The following is an 18303-nucleotide window of genomic DNA, read 5'->3' on the forward strand; positions in this document are numbered from 1 at the left end:
GATTTATCCACGTCCCAAAGTGATTTTTTTTGCGGTAGACATGTCGTCATACATGTTGGTGTAAGACGCCAGCATTGCTGCCATGCCATATTGTTTTTCGACACGCGCTTTACCGGCAACCCCATGTTGAATAACAAGATCGGGATGATTGACATACCACGCCATGGCGTTGGCCAACGCTACTGGATCGGATGCGGACACCAGCGTGCCGGTGATATTTTCGACCACTACTTCAGGCACGCCACCGACCCGGGTAGAGAGAACCGGCAAGCCCGTCGCCATCGCCTCCAGGATGGTGATGGGCGTTCCTTCCGCAATTGAGGACAGGACAAAGAGAGAAAATGTCCGCATGATTTCCGCAACGTCGGTGCGCGCGCCAGATAACCATATCTGATCAGCGAGACCTGCCGCGGTAATTTTTTCCTTAAGTAAAGGTAGGAGTGGTCCATCGCCGACAATCGCTAGTCGTAATTGTGATTTTTTTTCGGGTATCAGAGTGAGCAAGAGAATGAAGGCATCAATCAATCCTGCATGATTTTTGACATCCTGCAACCGGCCCACGGTGCCGATTACAAAGCTGCCCGCGGGCAGTTTTTCAGAAAGCATACTTTGCGCCCCCGAGGGTGGGTGGAACGTATTTGTATCAATACCGTTTGCAAGTAAGAGATTTTTTTTATCCGGCACGCCGATGGTCGTTGTGAGCCAATTGCACAAATCCGTCGAGACCGCGTAATAGCAGTCGTAAAAAGGCAGCAACCAGCGCCGCAATCGGTTATGTCTTTGATTGGTCCCGTCTGGATCGCTGGCATCGCGGCCATGCTCACCATGGACGCGAACGGGTACGTTTGCCATCGCAGCAGTCACCCCATATTCAAGCGCAGACAAATTATAGGTATGCAAAATCGTCGGCCTTAATTGACGTAGCAGACGCCACAACTTCAGATGTGCGCTTAGGCCCAGACCAGCCGGTTTATGCAGGGAAAAGATACGCACATTCGGTTTAGTAATCTTCTCAGAAAACGCGGTGTAATCCGTGAGGCAAACAACGGCATGGCGATATTTATCCGCAGGCATGCGATTGATGCAGTCAACCATCAATGTTTCAAGACCGCCGAAATCCAGCCGGTAAAGCAGGTGCACCACGAGGGGAATGTTAGTCGTCACGATCACAGGCTCTATTCCGGCTCTAATGTTTTTTATTATTGGCAAGTGTGGTTTCCAATGGCGTCAAATTTTCACTCAGGAAATCATGCAAAGCCTGACGCGCGATCTCAGGTTTATCCGAATACGGGGCGAACACAATCAAGGCCGCGCCATCGTCGCCTTGCATGAGTAGCTTGCCCTGAGCCTGAAGCAATTTCCCCTTGTAGTCGTTCGCAGTAAGATGCCCATTTATCCAGTACCAGCGCCACATCAGCACAGAGCCAGATGCGCTCTGAATCATCTCTTCCCGAACCGAAATTTCACGTCCCAGTATGGATTCCGTACGATTCGACGCGTTTAGTTGCGTCCAAACTTCATCTTTTTCGGGCAGCACGCGATTTGCGGAACTAATGAGTGTCGCCCCTGGATGCTGGTTGCGGTAATAGTGAATCGATACTCCCACCGTCTGCGTACCACTCCGAAAGAAACGATAAAGTTCTGCATTGGATGGATTGACAGCCGGTTTCCAGGTTGTGAACGCAGGCGCATCCTGCCAGCTCACATGCACGTTACTCAGATCGGCCTGTAGCGGAGTGTTCCTCGTTTGCCCCATAATATGCGCAAACAATGGCCATATCCCGAGGCAGACCAGAATGCATGCATTGGAAACTATTAACTTTCCGATATGGACGGGACCAGGACTACTGCTCTGCGCAGGAATGGCGTTATTTGATTTTATTTTTGCCGATACTTTTTGTGGTCCCTCATGCCAAAAACTACCGATCTGGAACATCAGGAACATGACAAGACCGAAGAATAACCAACCATAAATCAAATGATCCACGCCAACCGCAAGCTTCATGCCGCTCAGGTGCCCAATCATCACAATCATGTAAGCGCGCAAACCATTTGCAATAATGGGAACCAGAATTGAAATGAGAATAAATATGGCACGTCGCACAGGTGACCGATAAGTCTGATACGCATAGAGGCAACCTAGCGTGGCAGAGGCAATCAGGTAACGAATGCCACTGCATGCTTCGATTACCGACCAGCGACCAGATGGAATGGAAAAGCTATTTCCCTCGCGCAATACAGGAATACCGGTTACACGTAACGCTGCGACGGTGAAATTTGCCGTAAACTCGATTAAGGGTGCGATAAAAATCTCACCGAACGGAACCGCTAGCAAGAGAAAACACAACGGGAAGGCAATCGAGGCGGAAATACGGCGCCCCAACACGGAGACGACAGCAAGGATGATCATCACCACAAAGGCAAATTGCCGGACCACTTGAACATCGGCCAGATTACCCAAAAGCCAGACAAATCCGCAGAATGCCAAAAGGAGCATTGTTGGGTAATATGGTTCCGGCTTCATCTGCGCCAAGACTTCTCGACGCTGCCAGATCAGCCAAAGACTAATCGGCAAAATACTGTACTGATGGGTGAAAGTTTCCGAACTATTCCAAATCATCACAATCGATCGCGCCGTATCGAAATAAATCAAAAATGGCAAAAGGAATGTGAAAACAATCAGGATTGCTTTTAGGATAAATGATCGATCGGTGTATACCAAAGTCTGAGAGTACATATAGTGGCGATCAATTATATAAATGTAGGTGGCATATTTATGTCGAGCAGACCATCGACAATGCTAAGTTTGTTCGCCCAGCCGTAAGTCGCTTTAACTTTTTCCCTTGCGCGCGCGCCCAGATTGTCGTGTTCGACATTACATCGCTGAAGTAAGTCTGTCGCCATTGTGACGAACTGCTCAGCGCTCTCTGCCAGCATAAGCTCCCGATTGGGCATGGCATCAATCCCCTCGAATGCTTGCGAAGAAACCAGCACGGGCTTCGCCATAGCCATTGCTTCCAACACCTTATTCTGAATACCGCGCGCAATACGCAACGGTGCCACAGCTAAATGTGCATGCGCCAAATAAGGACGTACATCAGGCACGGAGCCGGTCACCTGTATCCCGGGAAAATTCGCCAGTTCTTGCACCTGCGGCGACGGTCTGGCCCCAACAATATAGAAAAGTGCGGTTGGATTCTCGACACGTATCGCTGGCAGGATGTGATACGCAAACCATCGCACTGCATCGATATTCGGCCAATAATCCATTGCCCCGGTAAACACCATAACTAGCTGGTTTGGCTGATATGGATTCGGAAATAGATGTTCTGGTGAAAAATAATCTGTATCTACACCGTTATTGAAGAACCCAATTTTGTGCGCACTATCGGGTGCAAGTTGGCGGAATAAATCAGCCTCGGGTGCCGACACAAATAAGGATGTATCGAAATTGCGAGAAACTTGTTGCTCGTAAGATAGAAGTTGGCGGGCTTCACGTCGATATAGCCACCGCATAAACCATGATTTTTTTTCCGAATATTGGCGCCACTTATCCGAGTCGACATCGACAAAATCAATAACCCGTCGAGTCAATTGCGCGCTCCCTGCATATTGGGCCATCGCGGACGAAAATACGAGGACCCGACTAATCGGATTATTCGCCAATACCCTCTTCACCCATGCATGTAAACCGGGATCGCGATAGTAATCGAGACTGAGTGCACGATTCCCACCGAGCGCACCAAGGCTGCGCAGCCGCGCGATACGCGAGTTCAACGCGGCAAAATGCGTATCGTCGCAAAGTTGTTTTACCTTATCAACGTATTGCCAATCGTCAGGATCATCGACGAAAGTGCCGAGATGCACGTGATAGCGCTGCGCCAGATGCTTTAACAAATGATAGGAACGAATTTTGTCACCCTTGTTAGGGGGATAGGGAATACGATGAACTAAAAAGAGGAGATGTTCCACGCTTTATCCCAGATTCTTCACAATATGCGGGCCGATCACGTTGGCAACGCACAAGGGCAAACGTTGCCACACCTTGATCATTAACTGGTATTTTGGATTCAACGGATTAGTATCAGGGATCGACTGAGCGCGGCGCAACTGGTACTCGTAGTGCAACGGTTGCGGTTCGAATCCCCAGTTTTTCTTAAAATCGAAAGCTCCCGTGCCCTGCTTGCTACGGCCAAAATCGAAAACGCGAATACCTTTTTTTACAGCGTATCGCATTAACTCCCAATACATGAAATCATTCCCTGCAACGTCCCGGGCTTCGGCGGTGCCGCCGCCATAGTAAGGTAGTACCTCATCACGGAAGTAAAAACTCATGACGCTGCTGATGGTCCGCCCCTCCTTGGTTATTGTCAGGATTTCGCAATTTTCGGTAAAAGTCTCTTTTAACAGTCGGAAATATTTCTTCGAAAATACAGGTGTTCCGAGGCGATGCACACTGGCGGAATAAGCCGCAAAAAAACGATTCACACTTCGATCAATGCTACTTTGTAAATTGGCCTTGATACCCTTACGAACCATTGCGCGCTGTTTGCGGGGAATGGCCAACATATTTTTTTCGTCATCCGCATAGATATCCTTACGAAAGGTCACGTAAAGACTTTTTGTAGGCCACTCTGGATGTTGAGGGTGATGATGGCGATATTCGAGGTAATCGACATTTAATTTTTCGGCAAGCTTTTGTGCCGCACGATCTAATGCGTCAGCCGCCGCAGGTGAGCTTGCCGCAATTCCACCGTAAACACAAAATGGCAGGGAACTCAATGAATGCCCAAAAAGAAGACTCTTGATTTGTGCCAGCGGCAGTACGCCTTGAATGCGACCCTCGCATTCAACATATAGAAAATATGTTCGATGACCAAATGCACGTTCGATAACATGCTTCCAACCAGCGCGGTGGAAGAAACTTGTGTGAGGACATGCCAACACAAATTTATCCCACTTTTCGACGTCCGCATGCTGCATCATACGGACTGTAAAAACAGGCGCTGATGGAACCAAATGCGCCGCTGTCGGCCGCACAGCTTCTGCGATCAGGTTCATTTGTTATCCAGAAAAATACGGTCCATCCGATCCCATTGAAAATCACGCGCCAAAGCATTAATTCGCGCCTCCGTGCGATGCAGATTCACGTAGTGCCGAAAATGGGTTTTCAAGCCGATGTCCCTCTGGCGCGGTTGTGCAGGGTCAAGCTCCCAAGGATGAAAATAAAATATCGCCGACTGCTGATCCTGGCTATTGACCTGTCGCAAGAGCCAGCGCGACATAGCATAAGGAAAGAAACGAAAAAATCCGCCGCCACCAGCAGGGAAATTTCTGTTGAACGCGCGCACGGTGCTAATGGGTAATTCGAGCAATCCATCTTTGCCATTAGGATAAAAGGCAAAACGCGGGGCATCCGGCATGCCGTAATGATCATGCTTGACCGGATAAATACTGGAACTATAGCGATAACCTGCATCGTGTAACAGATCTAACGCCCAAAGATTGCCGTTAGCAATCGAAAAACTTGGCGCCCGATATCCTAAAACAGGCTGTCCACCGATATCCTCCAGCACCTTTTTGCTACGCGTAATATCAGACAGAAAAGCGCCAGCGTCCTGGTCGCTCGCTCTGCGATGGCCATATCCATGACTCGCTAATTCATGGCCACTGTCAACTAGACGCTTCACCATCGCTGGATAGCGTTCCGCAATCCAGCCCAGAGTAAAAAAGGTGGCCTTGATGTTGTGGTCGTTAAGAATTGTCAGTATCAGGTCAATATTTCGCTCAACCCGGCAAGATATCGACGGCCAGCTATCTCTGGGAATAGTCGACGCAAAAGCCGATACCTGGAAATAATCTTCCACGTCGATGGTCATTGCATTGCGGATCAATGCTTTATTGGATGCCTGATTCATATCATTTCCCTGTGAAGGACGGGTCCACCATACGTATATCTACCGCACCCCAAAAAAAATTCTGAGCCGATGAAATAGATTTCATTGATTATTTTCGACTGGAATATTTTCAATCGGTGATGGGAAATTAATACTGTTAAGCGCCGTTAAGAGAGTGAGCATGGTCTGCTCCAATTTGTATAATTTTTCATACATATCTTGCAGACCATCAGTAGGATTTACGCTCTCCGTCGCCACAAGCGTGGTACCTGCTTCGATATCGCTAGCCTCAACAGGAAGACTAAATTCCTGTTCAATATCCCGAATCACTTCCTTGACTTCGGACGTGCCAAATGCTTGAAGCTCTTCGAGATAGCCCATCAGAAAAAGACGGTCACACAAGGTATTGATCTTTCGAGGAATTCCTCCCGAATAAGCGAAAATCTCAAAGAATGCCTCTTTGCTAAAGGACGGTTCGCCCTGCCAGCCTACGGTACGTAACCGATGCTCTATATAGGCCTGGGTTTCTTCGACATCCATTGGGCCCAAATGATAGGTGGCGATCACGCGTTGGCGCAATTGCTCCATGCCCTGGCTATGAAGCGTTTTACGGAATTCTGGTTGTCCGAGCAAAAATGTTTGAAGTAACGATTTGTCGCCAACCTGAAAATTAGACAGCATCCTTAGTTCTTCGAGCGTCTTCGGCGTAAGGTTTTGAGCTTCATCAACTACCAGCAATGCCTGCAGCCCATTTAGATGGGATTGCTGTAGGAATTTTTCGAGCTCCATCAACAAAGTCGCTTTACTGCCGCCTTCACATGACATCCCGAATGCGCCCGCTACCACTTTCAAGATATTATCTGGATCAAGATGGGTATTAGCCAGATGCGCTGCGACGATTTTTGTTGATTCAAATTTCTTGAAAAGATTACGTACAAGCGTCGTTTTCCCTGCTCCGACTTCACCTGTAATAACGATGAAGCCTTCACCTTGCGATATCCCGTATTCGAGATAACTCAAGGCGCGCTTGTGTCCTTTGCTAGCAAAGAAGAAAGCTGGATCAGGGACGAGACGAAAGGGTTTATCTCGCAAGCCGTAATATGTTTCATACATTGGTTGCTAAACTCCGGTTATAACTGGACATTAAAAAATCCCGCAATCGTATTTGCCCGATATCCAATACCAGCCTGATTTGATTCGCCCTGACTTCTACTGAGTTCGACAGTGCCTTTGAGCTTGGCAGAAAACTGTTTCACGATGTCCAGACGCAGCGTTTGCGTGTGATCAACCCGTCCGCTTGTGAGTGACTCGACCCGAGAGGCGAGTAAGCTAATATTTGCGTTTATTTGCGAAGTAAGCCGTCTACCTAACACGACACTTCCACCCACTTGATTGGTCTTGTCATTGCTCAAAGAAATACCGTTATTTTGCGCAGTTGACAGGGGCTCGCGCTGGACGTCGAAAAGACTGACCACTAGCGTAGTTTTGGGGCTGATGATCGCGACGGATGCCTGTAACTGTTTTTGGAGAAATACGGCATTGGTAAAGTAGTTGGTTGAATTGTTCAGAGAGCCGGGCAGACCAGCATTCTGAATAATGTTGTTAACCGCCTGCTGTCGCTGCACCGGGTCGGCTAGCGTCCCCGACAATAAACGATTCAAATAGGCGGACGTATCAATCGCGGCAGGCAGTCCAAACTGAGACTGTGTCGTCGTGACTGTATCGTTGTAGCTGATATCCCAGATCGCGGTGCGACTGCGCGTAGTCGCGGCAAGCGAAAATGTATCGCCATAATATCGCCGGCCGACCGTTGCCACCAGACTGGTCCGCTGATTCACGGCCAATGCAAAACCCGTCGTCCAGGAAAAGCCATTGGTTAATTTACCTATGCTTGGGTAGTCGTCACGATCGTAACCGACGGTGGCAGTCAACTTCAACACTGGGAGAAGCAAATAGCTGAGGTTACCCGATGTGCTTGCCAACTTGACGCTGCTCAACGTCGGGTAATGCGTGATGCGGTCGCTATATTGCCAACCCCACCCAAGTAGTCGGAATGCAGGTCCGCTGTTCACATGGAACGACGTTGTATCTGAGTGACTGCTTGCTAAGGCACCGCTGCTGGCAGCCACCGAATCAACGGCATATCGTAATTCTGCAGCAGCAAACGTATCGAATGTATGCGCTAAGTAAGGACTAAAATTAAACGTTCGCACATTAGTACGATTGTTGGTTGCGTAGATGTTATTCGTCGGCTGTGCACCGAACGCAGAAATATTTTGCTGACTCTCTGAGGCCGCGCTATCGACAAAAAAGAGTTCGTCAATCAGCTCAGCTTTGACTGTTGCATGCAGCTGATTGGTAAATTTTGAACCGGTGCTTTTGTCTGAATAAATAACTTCCTGGACGATATCTTCCACATTCACTCTTAAATATCGACCAGTCTTAACCAAGACAATTGAAGGCGAAATTTCAGTAATATAATCGCTTTTTGCGAACGATTTTGGAGCAAGATTAACGTTATCCGTATAAGTCTCATTGACGCCCAGGCTGGGTATGATGGACCACTCCGCGGCGAAGGTGACTGAAGACAGAACCAGTGCAACTGCGGTTGACATGATTTTCAGTGGGAACATAGGATGAAAATAAGTCCTGCTGAAAGGCCGGTTACTAATAGTATTCCCCATATCCATAGCTCTCCTGGCCAGGAAACACCCTACTTTTGTTGTACACCAAATTGACGTTCGAACATCCCTCAAGTTGTTTGAGAGATGCCTGCACAGCATGCTGACTTGTCGTTTCTGCTTCCACCACAACCACGATTTGCCCCATCTGACTGGCTAATGCATGAGCGGAGCTGGTCAGCAGTAATGGCGGAGAATCAAAAATCACGATCCGATCTGAATACCTGCTGGCAATTTCTTTTAGCAACAAACTCATGGCGTGACTTGCCAGCAACTCCGTAGCATGCTGTTTACTTTTTCCAGAAGGCAATATCGTCAGCGTATCGACGTTGGATTTCAATAGCACATCTGCGACATTAAGATTCTGTTCAAGCAGTATGTCCAGGAGGCCACTATCTGCTTCTATGCCGAGGGTTTTCAATACCGACGGGTGCGCGATATCTGCGTCAACAAGCAAAACGGTATGATCCATCTCCATCGCAATGCTCATCGCCAGATTAATAGCGCAAAACGTTTTCCCTTCGCCAGGTAAAGCGCTGGTAACCATGATTAGATTGCCGGGATTAGTGGCGCTACTTTTTGGATTAAATGCTCTTTTAATGAGCGGACGTTTAATGACTCTAAACTGTTCCGCTACCAGCGAACTGGCACCTCCCGCTGTAATAAAACCCAATTTACTTAATCTTGCGAGATCAATTTCTATCACCTTACCCGCAGGTAATTGAGGGGGCCGCGTGATAGGCTCATCGTTCGGCTCAATAACTTGCAGCGTCGGACTTCTTGATACTTTACTGGGCGAAGGTTCCATCCCTTTTTTTGCGTCGAGCCGGGCCGCCGCTCTCTCAATAATGCTCATCCAAACTCCCAATCTTGTTCAATTACGCTAGGCCGTACGCCTGGCCTGATAAGCTAGACCGTTTTATGGCAGCAGATGGTGTCTGCTTAGCCATGTGCTTTGAATAACAACACCAACATCACGCCGAAATAAAGAATGATGAATCCCGCAAAGGATGCACTAAATCCGATGGCACTTTTTTTGCGCCGGGCACTTTCATCAACAGTCCAATTCATGGTCACTGCGCCTAATACCGGAATACCGGTAGCTTCCAGAAGTTCACTCTGACTTAGGAAGGTGGGTCGAATTTGACTTATAAGTAACGTCAATCCGACGCCAGCTGCCAAGGCAGCGACGAATAAAATCGAAAATAGTTTAAGTCGGTTCGGACCAACAGGTAAGATTGGAACGGTAGGAGGATCGATAACGCGAAATGTCAGCAAGTCCGTTGCCGAACTAAGATCCCCAGATAACTTGGCGGCGTCGCGGCGTCCAACAAGTTTTTCATAATTTTCTTTATTAATCTGATAATCACGATTGAGTTGGGCAAACTGGGCGTCTATATCGGGCGCAGCCCCGTTTTGCGCCTTCAGTCGCGCATAGCGAGCGGCATACTCGCCTGTCCGCGCTCTCATGCTGGCAACTTTTGCCTCTGCCGCAGATAATGCGACGCTCAATTGCTGCAACATAGGGCTGTAATTCGCACCGGGGTCAATCCCACGCTTGCCTGTTCTGGCCTCTTCAGCTCTACGCGTTTCAAGCTCGGCAATCAGGCGCTTAGTAGCGATAACATCTGGATATTGTTCCGTAAATTGCATACGCAAATCATCCAGGCGCTTGGTTAGTAACTGGATACGCGCATCCATCTGCGGATTTAATACAATTGCAGGATCATTCTCTTGATTGCCGCCCGGCGCTTCGCCGGAGACCTGACGTTTAATCGCATTGCGCGCTTGCTCTGCCTCTTTCAAATCGAGCTGGGCCAAACTTAATGCATCAGCGGATAGTTGCAACTGCGTCTCGTAATCGCTACCTTGACGAGGCAGCAAACCAGCATTTTTTTGTTTGAATTCTTTTACTGCATTTTCAGCTGCATTTAACTTATCTTCGTAGCCTTTGATCTGCTCTTCAATAAAACGTACTGCCTTGTCCGAGTCTTGCTTTTTGTCGCCGACACTACCTTCTACAAAAATAGTCAACAAGGACTGAACAACATCTTTGCCAAGTTTAGGATTTTGATTGTTATAAGTGATGGTGTAAATGTCATCGCGCCCTGTTTGCGTTATTTTAATTTGTGTCGCCAGTTCATCAGTCAACTTCTCTTTGTCGTCAATATTTTTGGCCTTGATATCCAAGTCTGTCATACGCATGACACGCTCAAGATTGGGTCGACTCAACAGCGTGTGGCTCATGATTGAAACTTGCTGTTCAACGTTCGGGACGCTAGTCATTCCCGATAACAAAGGCTTCAGGATACTTTGGGTGTCGACGTACACGCGAGCAGACGCCTGAAAATCATTAGGTAGTCCATAAATCACACCACCACCAACCAAAAAAACTAGCCATGCAATGGAGGTCGCATACCACTTGTATTTCCATATTACGACTGAAAAAGATAAAAGCCGAGGTATTAAATCCAACATAAGCTAACGTTCTCCATACATACTTAATTCGGCCAAAAAATCCGTGGCCAATGCATGAATACGCACAGGACAACCTTAGGCTACTTATCTCAATAGCAATATCGAATTGGGTACGATCCGTTAAACATTCCAGATAAGTCGCCGAAAATTTGCGACATTCAAAATGTTTCAGCACCCTTAAGTTCTGACAATATTGCACCTTTACATTTTTTGATAATATCATCACGTGAAGATAATATTAGTGGTTATTTGCACATTTTCTTAATGGTCTATTTTATGTCTCTTTATGGCCCGTCATATATTATTAAAAATATTTCCCGTATAACATTTTTACAATCTATCGATAAGAATAATATTTCCTAAAAAAAATTTTTTAAAGAAAATATAAGAAATTATTTCCCGCGTTACATTTATACGTGCAAATTTTAAATAATATTTCCTGAAGATAATTTTTATACGTGGAAAATTTAAATTTACTGGCACAGATATCTAAATAATATTTTAAAGTTATTTATTGACAATAGATGAGAGTAGTTCCTAAAAATAATCAATTTATCGATCAAGATAATATTTAGATACTAAGAGGTGTAGTAGTTGTTATAGTCGTTGGTTTTAGTACAAAGCAAATGATGATGAAAAATCTCGCTGTTTCATCAGCGCTCTGCATGGCGACGTAAATTAAATTTTATCAAAACGATAATTATTTGGCCCTCCATGCAATAGTTGTATTTTCCAAACCTCCGGCTCGACATGAAGTAACAAGGACGCGAAATGCTCAGTAAAGAAAACAGTTTTGTGATGAAAGCAACCCTCTTGTCGGCTGCGTTTCTATTTGCCTATGGCCTTGCTGCATGTAGCAGGACGCAGTCTGCAGACGCATTGATAAGCGAAGCAAGGAACTATCAGCAAAAAGGCGACGACGCGTCTGCACAAATTCAATTGAAAAATGTCCTGCAAAAAAATCCCGATAATGTGGAGGCCCGATATTTGCTGGGAATGATTGCCATAGAAACCGGCGATCCACAGTCAGCTGAGAAAGAACTGCGGAGGGCATTAAGCCTAGGGAAAAGCGCCGAGATGGTGTTGCCTGCCTTAGGGAAATCGCTGCTCATGCAAAATCAGTTTCAGAATGTGCTGGATCAAACAGAAAAAGTTTCTACGCAAGGCGACGTCCTGGCTATGAGAGGGAACGCCTATCTCGGACTGAGGAGAAATAAGGAGGCTAAAGAAGCCTTTGAATCTAGCCTCAAAAGTGACCCCGATTTTCCTGCTGCTCTCATTGGATTAGCCAAGAACGCGTTGATAGAGAATGATGTTGCGGCTGCCACCAGTTTTGCGGAACACGCAGTTAATAAAAACCCAAAGAATATCGAAGTACTGCTATTTAAGGCCAATTTGCTGAGTGGGCAACACGCTACTGAACCAGCTTTAGCGGCTTTTAATACTGTACTAGCACTGAAACCTGACAATGTCGACGCGCTGTTGAATAAAGCCTCTTTAGAAATAGGCGCGAAAAAATTTGCTGAAGCCAAGATCGATATCGATGCCGCGCAAAAAAGTGCTCCCAAGAATCTAATCGTTCTTTATATGCAGGGATTACTGGATTTTAGTCAGGGAAAAAACGCGGAGGCATTAGAAGGTATACAAAAAGTATTAAGTGCCATGCCGGACTATATGCCGGGGGTACTGATCGCCGGCGCACTTCAATACAATTTGGGATCAATGCCACAAGCGAAACAATATTTGACCAAATATCTCGCTAAGAATCCAAATAACCTCTATGCGCGCAAATTACTGGTCTCGACTTTTTTGAATAGCGGCGACATCGCTAACGCAAGTCTCGCTTTAGAGCCTGCATTGAAAGACCCTTCACAAGACGTCGAACTGTTAATGCTTGCCGGCCAGACTAATATGCAAAGCAAAAACTTTATCAAGGCGGCAGAATATTTCGAAAAAGCGAGTGCGTTGGTACCGCAAACTGCGAAGCCGCATACAGCATTAGGGTTGAGTAAGTTAGCCATGGGAGAAAATGTAGGAGGAGTCGCTGAACTGGAAATGGCGACGACTCTGGATACAAAATCGCCGCAATCGGGCATTTTGTTAATCATGGCGCACATACGTCTTCAGGAATTTGATAAAGCGCTCACGGCAGCAAACGCACTTGAGAAAGAACAGCCTAAAAATGTTCTCGTTCAAAGTCTAAAAGGTGATATTTATTACCAGCAAAATAACCTCGTTAGCGCACGCGCAAGTTTTGAAAAAGCTCTTTCGCTACAAGCGGCTTATTTTCCTGCAATTATCAACCTGGTTCAATTGGACTTAAGGGAAAAAAAACCTGATGTAGCAAGAAAGCGTCTCGAGGCTTTACTAGCAGTAGACAAAAAGAATATTCAGGCAATAAACGCCATGGCAAGTCTTGCGCTTTTTCAAAAACATCAAGAAGAAGCAACAGCTTGGCTAGAACGTGCGACACAGGAAGATCCAGAATCATTACCTGCCGCGATGCGCCTGACATCACGTTATTTGCAAATTAACGAAAAGTTAAAAGCGCTGACGCTGGCGCGTAAGTTGCAAGCCACCCATCCAACCGATCCCGACATGTTGAACCTGCTGGCTCAAACACAGTTTGCCAACAACGACAAATTAGCTGCGTTGGAAAGCTTTCAGAGACTAGTCGCTTTACTGCCAAATTCGCCTGTGACGCAGTTTAAAATTGCATCGGTTCAGATCGCTCTGGACAATCCTACCGCTGCGTCGGAAGCAATTAAGAAGGCGCTTGCGATACAGCCTGATTATTTGGATGCCGAGATTTTGCAAACGTCCTTATATATGCGCAGTGGCAATCAGGCGCAAGCAATTGAGTTTGCCAGGAAGATCCAGAAACAAGCCGGACAGTCAGCCATAGGTTATGAAATAGAAGGCAATATCCTGCTATCCCAGAAAAAACCTGACTTAGCGGCGAAAGCCTATGAGCAAGCTTTTCTTGTGAATAACAAAAATGTAACACTGCTGATGAAGCTGCATGAATCGCTGAATTTAGCTGGCAAAACGAAAGAGGCAGATGCCCGGGTCAACCAATGGTTCGAGCAGCACCCAACGGAGGTTGCCCTACATATTTATCTAGCGGAAACCTATCTCGCGCAGAAGCAAACCAAAGCCGCAATCGTGCAATATCTATTGGTCTTACGTCAGGAACCTCGCAATATCGGTGTGCTCAACAATCTGGCCCTTGCGTATCAGCAAGAAAAAGATCCTCACGCATTGGAAACAGCAGAAAAAGCCCATCAATTGGCAATCGACAACCCTCAGGTAATGGATACGTTGGGCTGGTTGTTAATCGAACAGGGTGATACAACGCGCGGCCTTCCTCTTGTGCAAAAAGCCAGTAACGCTGCACCAGATGCGTTGGATATCCGGTATCACCTGGCGCTTGGATTGCTGAAGTCTGGCGACAAGGTCAAAGCAAGAATCGAACTGGATATATTAATAGCAACAGGGAAAAACTTCGCAAATATGGAGGAAGCTAAGGCTTTGGCAAAGACAATATAATTGCTGTCGGCTGGCTTTAGCTAGAAGTAATCAGGCAAAGCCAGCATCCTTGTCGGGTTGCATTCGCTCACCCATTATTTACCATTCACCATTTATTTTTACTGCACCTGAATTGCATATGCACTCTATTGAACAGGTCAAGCTCCTCTTGGCGGATACCCTCAATCTTGGTGAGCGGGCAAGCACCTTGCACGCAGATTCCGGCTTGCTGGGAAGTATCCCAGAATTGGATTCAATGGCCGTTATCCACATCATTACCGCACTCGAAGAGCGCTTCGGCATTGTCATTGATGACGATGAAATCAGTGCTAGTATTTTTTACACGGTAGGCAGTCTTGCCACTTTTATCGAGCAGAAACTAGCGCAATGAAAACGCATCCCGATCGCTTTCCTGCGGAATCTTTTTTTCTGACGGCCGCGCCTGGGAAGCGCTTTTGCATCTATCACGCACCACCGCCAGATCGCGTCTGTCGTGGGGCGTTTATTTACGTTCATCCATTTGCGGAAGAAATGAATCGGTCACGTCGAGTCGTCACATTGCAGGCCCGCCAATTTGCCGAGAACGGTTATGCCGTGCTGATAATTGATCTGTTCGGTTGCGGTGATAGCACTGGCGAATTTGCCGACGCAACGTGGGAAATTTGGAAGGCAGATCTGGGCATTGCAGAAAAATGGCTCATTCAGCGTTTGCACACCCAAATAGGTTTATGGGGGCTACGGTTGGGCGCATTACTCGCGATGGATTTCGCACGGCATGCGCAAAATCGGATAACCTCCATCATTCTTTGGCAGCCTGTGATCAACGGAAAATCCTTTATGACGCAGTTTCTCAGGCTACGCGCTGCAAGTAGCATTTTAGCCGACGGCCAGAAGCCCATCGGAACCTCAGTGACGACAAATGCAATGCGGAGTGCAATGCTTGACGGAGAAACGTTCGAAATAGCTGGCTATGACATTTCCCCCGCCCTTACTTCCGCCATTGATGCCCTCGATGCCAAGACGCTATGGGTGAATACTGCTCCGATATATTGGTTCGATATAAGTGGCCCTGGCCTCAATACAATACCGTCATTAACAACCGAAGTAGTCAACGAATGGCGGCGTCAGAATGCTGACTTACACCAGCATGCAGTGTTGGGACAGCCTTTTTGGGCATTACAAGATATATCGGACGCACCTGCATTGCTAACCGTCACTACATCCCTTCTTGATGAAGGTTCGGTGATGTCAAAATGAATGCTGAAGACCATGCTGTACGCTTCCTTTGTCACAATGATTGGCTGTATGGTGTCTTAAGTATGCCTGAGCAGGCCGGTAACAGAGGTGTCGTGATGCTGGTCGGTGGCCCGCAATATCGCGCGGGAAGTCATCGCCAATTTACGCTGCTGTCGCGCTATCTCGCTTCATCCGGCATAGCAACAATGCGGTTCGACTATCGAGGGATGGGTGACAGCGAAGGCGATACGCGAAATTTCGAGGATATTAATGATGACATCCGCTGTGCAATAGACCATTTTATTCAATCCGTTCCCGGCATGACTGAAGTGGTCATTTGGGGCCTCTGTGATGCAGCATCAGCAGCACTCTTTTATGCCTGGCGGGATAGCAGGGTTACCGGACTTGTTCTGCTTAATCCGTGGGTACGAACTGAAAGTGGCTTAGCAAAAGCCCATCTCAAACATTACTACTTCTCACGTCTGTCTGACAATGCCTTGTGGAAGAAGATTTTGACGGGGAAAGTGGATTATATTGCCGCGGCCCGCTCGTTAATCAATGACGTCAGCATGGCGTGTTTTAAGCGCGCCCAACCAAGAGCATCAGCGTCATTACCGGATCGCATGTTTGATGGATACAGTCGTTTTAAGGGAAAAGTATTATTAATATTAAGCGGCGACGATCTGACCGCTAGTGAATTCAGCGATCTCGTTGCTTCAAACGAAAAATGGCGCGTACTTCTGGAAAATCAGCAAACTCAAACTCACACGTTACCCGGTGCAAATCATACTTTTTCAACGAGAGTATGGCGCGACAAAGTCGGGCGCTGGACCAAGGACTGGCTTCAGTCATGGTAGAAAATCCAAATTGATGGTGGATTTTAGCTACCATCAATTTGTATGTATTTGCACATAAATTTGCACAGTTATTTACAGATTTATTTATGCATCTATCGCAGCGGCGCGAACATCAAAAGAAGCTTTCCGGTATGACCAGTATGTCCCCGGGGCGCATCCATATATTGGCGGAAATATCACCGTCCTTAATCAAGTCATTCAGACGAACAGACAGTTTCCGTTGCTTGCCATCGATGGTCCGAATAATACTGGCTTTATTGCCGGATGCAAATTCAGTCATCCCCCCAACAGCAATCAGTACATCCAACAGAGACATTTCCTGACGATAGGAGAGTGCCTGCGGTTTGGCGGCCTGTCCGATGACGCGAATTTGCTCGCTGTACGATCCGACAAATCCAGTGACCATCACGGTAACTACTGGCTGCTGAATAAATTTGGTCAGAGAATTTTCTATATCTCTAGCCAGTTGCGTTGCGGTTTTACCACTAGCCGGCAGATCTTCCACCAAAGGCGTTGAAATTTTTCCGTCAGGGCGCACTGGAACACTGAGAGATACTTCGGGGTTATGCCAGACGATAATATTGAGATTATCTCCTGGACCAATCAGATAATCATGCCGCTGAACCTGGCTATCGTCCACCTGGGGTTGATGGCTGGTGCTAGCGCATCCCCCGAGCATCAACATCGAAACAGCTAAAACGGCTAACCATCTCATGAAGTCGCTATACATAATTTTTTTCCTTTTTGATCATTGAAGTTGAGACGAGAGTACAAAAAAAATACGGTGATTATTTTCATCTTGTTGATAAGCCTATCTGCGGGCAATCAGGTCACGCACAAAGTTGACCGGAATCGCATACGTAATGCCACTGGGATTAGTAATCGCAGCTTCCTTCGTTGAATTAATCACTTTGTTAATAACACCATATACAACGCCCGTTTCTGGATCGTATAACGGACTTCCGCTACCGCCGGGGTAAGCGGTTCCATCCAGTTGGAATACTGGATATGCGTTCCGTTGCATTTGTATGATGGCTTTTACGTCCAGATATTTGGCATTAGGCGCCTGCGTGGCAACCGGCGTAATCGCCGCAATCATGCCGCGATGGGTCACATGATGAAATCCTAGAATGCCGGTAAGAGGAAACCCTGTAAAAACCATCGATTGACCTTCTCGGACAGCAGTAGAGTCGCCCAGCTTCATAGGCGGAAGCGGCAGTCCGCTGATTTTTAACAAAGCCAGATCATGCAACTTATCCATGGCGATCAATACTGCATCCCGATACTCAATGCCCTCACCTTTTCCTACCGTAATACGTAAAGTTTCCTTGTGCTCACCATCAATCAACTCAGGGATAACGTGCGCATTAGTAATGACGCTAAGACCATCGCCCACAACAAATCCAGTACCCACAAAACTAGTCGCTGGGCTACGGAGCTGCAAGAAAGTGCCAATCCCAACAATGGATGGCTTAACGCTTTCAATCGTCTGCATCAACTCGCTGGCACTGATAGGTTCCAGCAAACAATACCCAATTAAAAAAATAAGGGACTTTCTAACCAACGATAATGTATTTTTCACATAGTCTCCCATTGGGGATATATTGAAGTCGAACATAAAAAATC

General features: G+C 46.9%; 15 protein-coding genes. 4 read left to right on the plus strand and 11 right to left on the minus strand.

What is annotated here, in order from left to right; all coding sequences use genetic code 11:
• Positions 1 to 3: 3 nt before the first annotated feature.
• From RGU75_RS00330 to RGU75_RS00370, 9 genes are all read right to left on the minus strand, one after another.
• On the minus strand, positions 4 to 1209 hold the full coding sequence (locus RGU75_RS00330; protein ID WP_322232285.1) for a TIGR03088 family PEP-CTERM/XrtA system glycosyltransferase: 1206 nt from the start codon (positions 1207 to 1209) through the stop codon (positions 4 to 6).
• Positions 1187 to 2737 carry an exosortase A gene (xrtA, locus tag RGU75_RS00335; protein WP_322232286.1) on the minus strand — a complete coding sequence of 517 codons (1551 nt, stop codon included), beginning with the start codon at positions 2735 to 2737 and terminating at the stop codon, positions 1187 to 1189. Before xrtA ends, RGU75_RS00330 begins: the two co-directional genes overlap by 23 nt.
• A gap of 14 nt (positions 2738 to 2751) precedes the next feature.
• Entirely contained in the window at positions 2752 to 3972 is a 1221-nt protein-coding gene (locus RGU75_RS00340; protein ID WP_322232287.1) for a TIGR03087 family PEP-CTERM/XrtA system glycosyltransferase, read from the minus strand.
• Positions 3973 to 3975: 3 nt separating this feature from the next.
• Complete coding sequence (locus RGU75_RS00345; protein ID WP_322232288.1) at positions 3976 to 5061, minus strand: FemAB family XrtA/PEP-CTERM system-associated protein; 1086 nt, start codon at positions 5059 to 5061, stop codon at positions 3976 to 3978.
• The gene (locus RGU75_RS00350) at positions 5058 to 5918 is read right to left on the minus strand and encodes an XrtA system polysaccharide deacetylase (RefSeq protein ID WP_322232289.1); all 861 of its coding nucleotides are present in this window, start codon (positions 5916 to 5918) and stop codon (positions 5058 to 5060) included. Before RGU75_RS00350 ends, RGU75_RS00345 begins: the two co-directional genes overlap by 4 nt.
• Before the next feature lie 81 nt (positions 5919 to 5999).
• Positions 6000 to 7010 (minus strand): XrtA/PEP-CTERM system-associated ATPase, encoded by a 1011-nt coding sequence (locus RGU75_RS00355; RefSeq protein ID WP_322232290.1) that lies wholly within the window; start codon positions 7008 to 7010, stop codon positions 6000 to 6002.
• A gap of 17 nt (positions 7011 to 7027) precedes the next feature.
• Positions 7028 to 8512 (minus strand): TIGR03016 family PEP-CTERM system-associated outer membrane protein, encoded by a 1485-nt coding sequence (locus tag RGU75_RS00360; RefSeq protein WP_322232291.1) that lies wholly within the window; start codon positions 8510 to 8512, stop codon positions 7028 to 7030.
• A gap of 52 nt (positions 8513 to 8564) precedes the next feature.
• A complete protein-coding gene (locus tag RGU75_RS00365) occupies positions 8565 to 9434 on the minus strand; it encodes an XrtA-associated tyrosine autokinase (RefSeq protein ID WP_322232292.1) in 870 nt (289 codons plus the stop codon).
• Positions 9435 to 9520: 86 nt separating this feature from the next.
• Positions 9521 to 11056 (minus strand): XrtA system polysaccharide chain length determinant, encoded by a 1536-nt coding sequence (locus RGU75_RS00370; protein WP_322232293.1) that lies wholly within the window; start codon positions 11054 to 11056, stop codon positions 9521 to 9523.
• Between the two features lie 798 nt (positions 11057 to 11854).
• Between RGU75_RS00370 and prsT the strand changes: the two genes are divergently transcribed.
• From prsT to RGU75_RS00390, 4 genes are all read left to right on the plus strand, one after another.
• Positions 11855 to 14605 (plus strand): XrtA/PEP-CTERM system TPR-repeat protein PrsT, encoded by a 2751-nt coding sequence (gene prsT / locus RGU75_RS00375; RefSeq protein ID WP_322240130.1) that lies wholly within the window; start codon positions 11855 to 11857, stop codon positions 14603 to 14605.
• Between the two features lie 118 nt (positions 14606 to 14723).
• Positions 14724 to 14975, plus strand: a complete 252-nt coding sequence (locus tag RGU75_RS00380; RefSeq protein ID WP_322232294.1) for an acyl carrier protein — start codon at positions 14724 to 14726, stop codon at positions 14973 to 14975.
• Entirely contained in the window at positions 14972 to 15841 is an 870-nt protein-coding gene (locus RGU75_RS00385) for a hydrolase 2, exosortase A system-associated (RefSeq protein WP_322232295.1), read from the plus strand. The genes RGU75_RS00380 and RGU75_RS00385 overlap by 4 nt, the downstream gene beginning before the upstream one ends.
• On the plus strand, positions 15838 to 16677 hold the full coding sequence (locus tag RGU75_RS00390) for a hydrolase 1, exosortase A system-associated (protein ID WP_322232296.1): 840 nt from the start codon (positions 15838 to 15840) through the stop codon (positions 16675 to 16677). The genes RGU75_RS00385 and RGU75_RS00390 overlap by 4 nt, the downstream gene beginning before the upstream one ends.
• 112 nt (positions 16678 to 16789) lie before the next feature.
• On the opposite strand, the gene RGU75_RS00395 is transcribed toward RGU75_RS00390, so the two are convergent.
• Together RGU75_RS00395 and RGU75_RS00400 are read right to left on the minus strand one after the other, a co-directional pair.
• A complete protein-coding gene (locus RGU75_RS00395; RefSeq protein WP_322232297.1) occupies positions 16790 to 17407 on the minus strand; it encodes an XrtA/PEP-CTERM system exopolysaccharide export protein in 618 nt (205 codons plus the stop codon).
• 81 nt (positions 17408 to 17488) lie between these two features.
• Complete coding sequence (locus RGU75_RS00400) at positions 17489 to 18202, minus strand: serine protease (protein ID WP_322232298.1); 714 nt, start codon at positions 18200 to 18202, stop codon at positions 17489 to 17491.
• Positions 18203 to 18303 lie beyond the last annotated feature (101 nt).

Source organism: Glaciimonas sp. CA11.2, from assembly GCF_034314045.1.
Lineage (GTDB): Bacteria > Pseudomonadota > Gammaproteobacteria > Burkholderiales > Burkholderiaceae_D > Glaciimonas.

Coding starts and splice junctions, on each gene's coding strand:
- RGU75_RS00370 (WP_322232293.1), bottom strand. CDS start 11,056: ATGTTGGATTTAATACCTCGGCTTTTATCTTTTTCAGTCGTAATATGG.
- RGU75_RS00360 (WP_322232291.1), bottom strand. CDS start 8,512: ATGTCAACCGCAGTTGCACTGGTTCTGTCTTCAGTCACCTTCGCCGCG.
- prsT (WP_322240130.1), top strand. CDS start 11,855: ATGAAAGCAACCCTCTTGTCGGCTGCGTTTCTATTTGCCTATGGCCTT.
- RGU75_RS00380 (WP_322232294.1), top strand. CDS start 14,724: ATGCACTCTATTGAACAGGTCAAGCTCCTCTTGGCGGATACCCTCAAT.
- RGU75_RS00355 (WP_322232290.1), bottom strand. CDS start 7,010: ATGTATGAAACATATTACGGCTTGCGAGATAAACCCTTTCGTCTCGTC.
- RGU75_RS00345 (WP_322232288.1), bottom strand. CDS start 5,061: ATGAACCTGATCGCAGAAGCTGTGCGGCCGACAGCGGCGCATTTGGTT.
- RGU75_RS00395 (WP_322232297.1), bottom strand. CDS start 17,407: ATGTATAGCGACTTCATGAGATGGTTAGCCGTTTTAGCTGTTTCGATG.
- RGU75_RS00385 (WP_322232295.1), top strand. CDS start 14,972: ATGAAAACGCATCCCGATCGCTTTCCTGCGGAATCTTTTTTTCTGACG.
- RGU75_RS00390 (WP_322232296.1), top strand. CDS start 15,838: ATGAATGCTGAAGACCATGCTGTACGCTTCCTTTGTCACAATGATTGG.
- RGU75_RS00365 (WP_322232292.1), bottom strand. CDS start 9,434: ATGAGCATTATTGAGAGAGCGGCGGCCCGGCTCGACGCAAAAAAAGGG.
- xrtA (WP_322232286.1), bottom strand. CDS start 2,737: ATGTACTCTCAGACTTTGGTATACACCGATCGATCATTTATCCTAAAA.
- RGU75_RS00350 (WP_322232289.1), bottom strand. CDS start 5,918: ATGAATCAGGCATCCAATAAAGCATTGATCCGCAATGCAATGACCATC.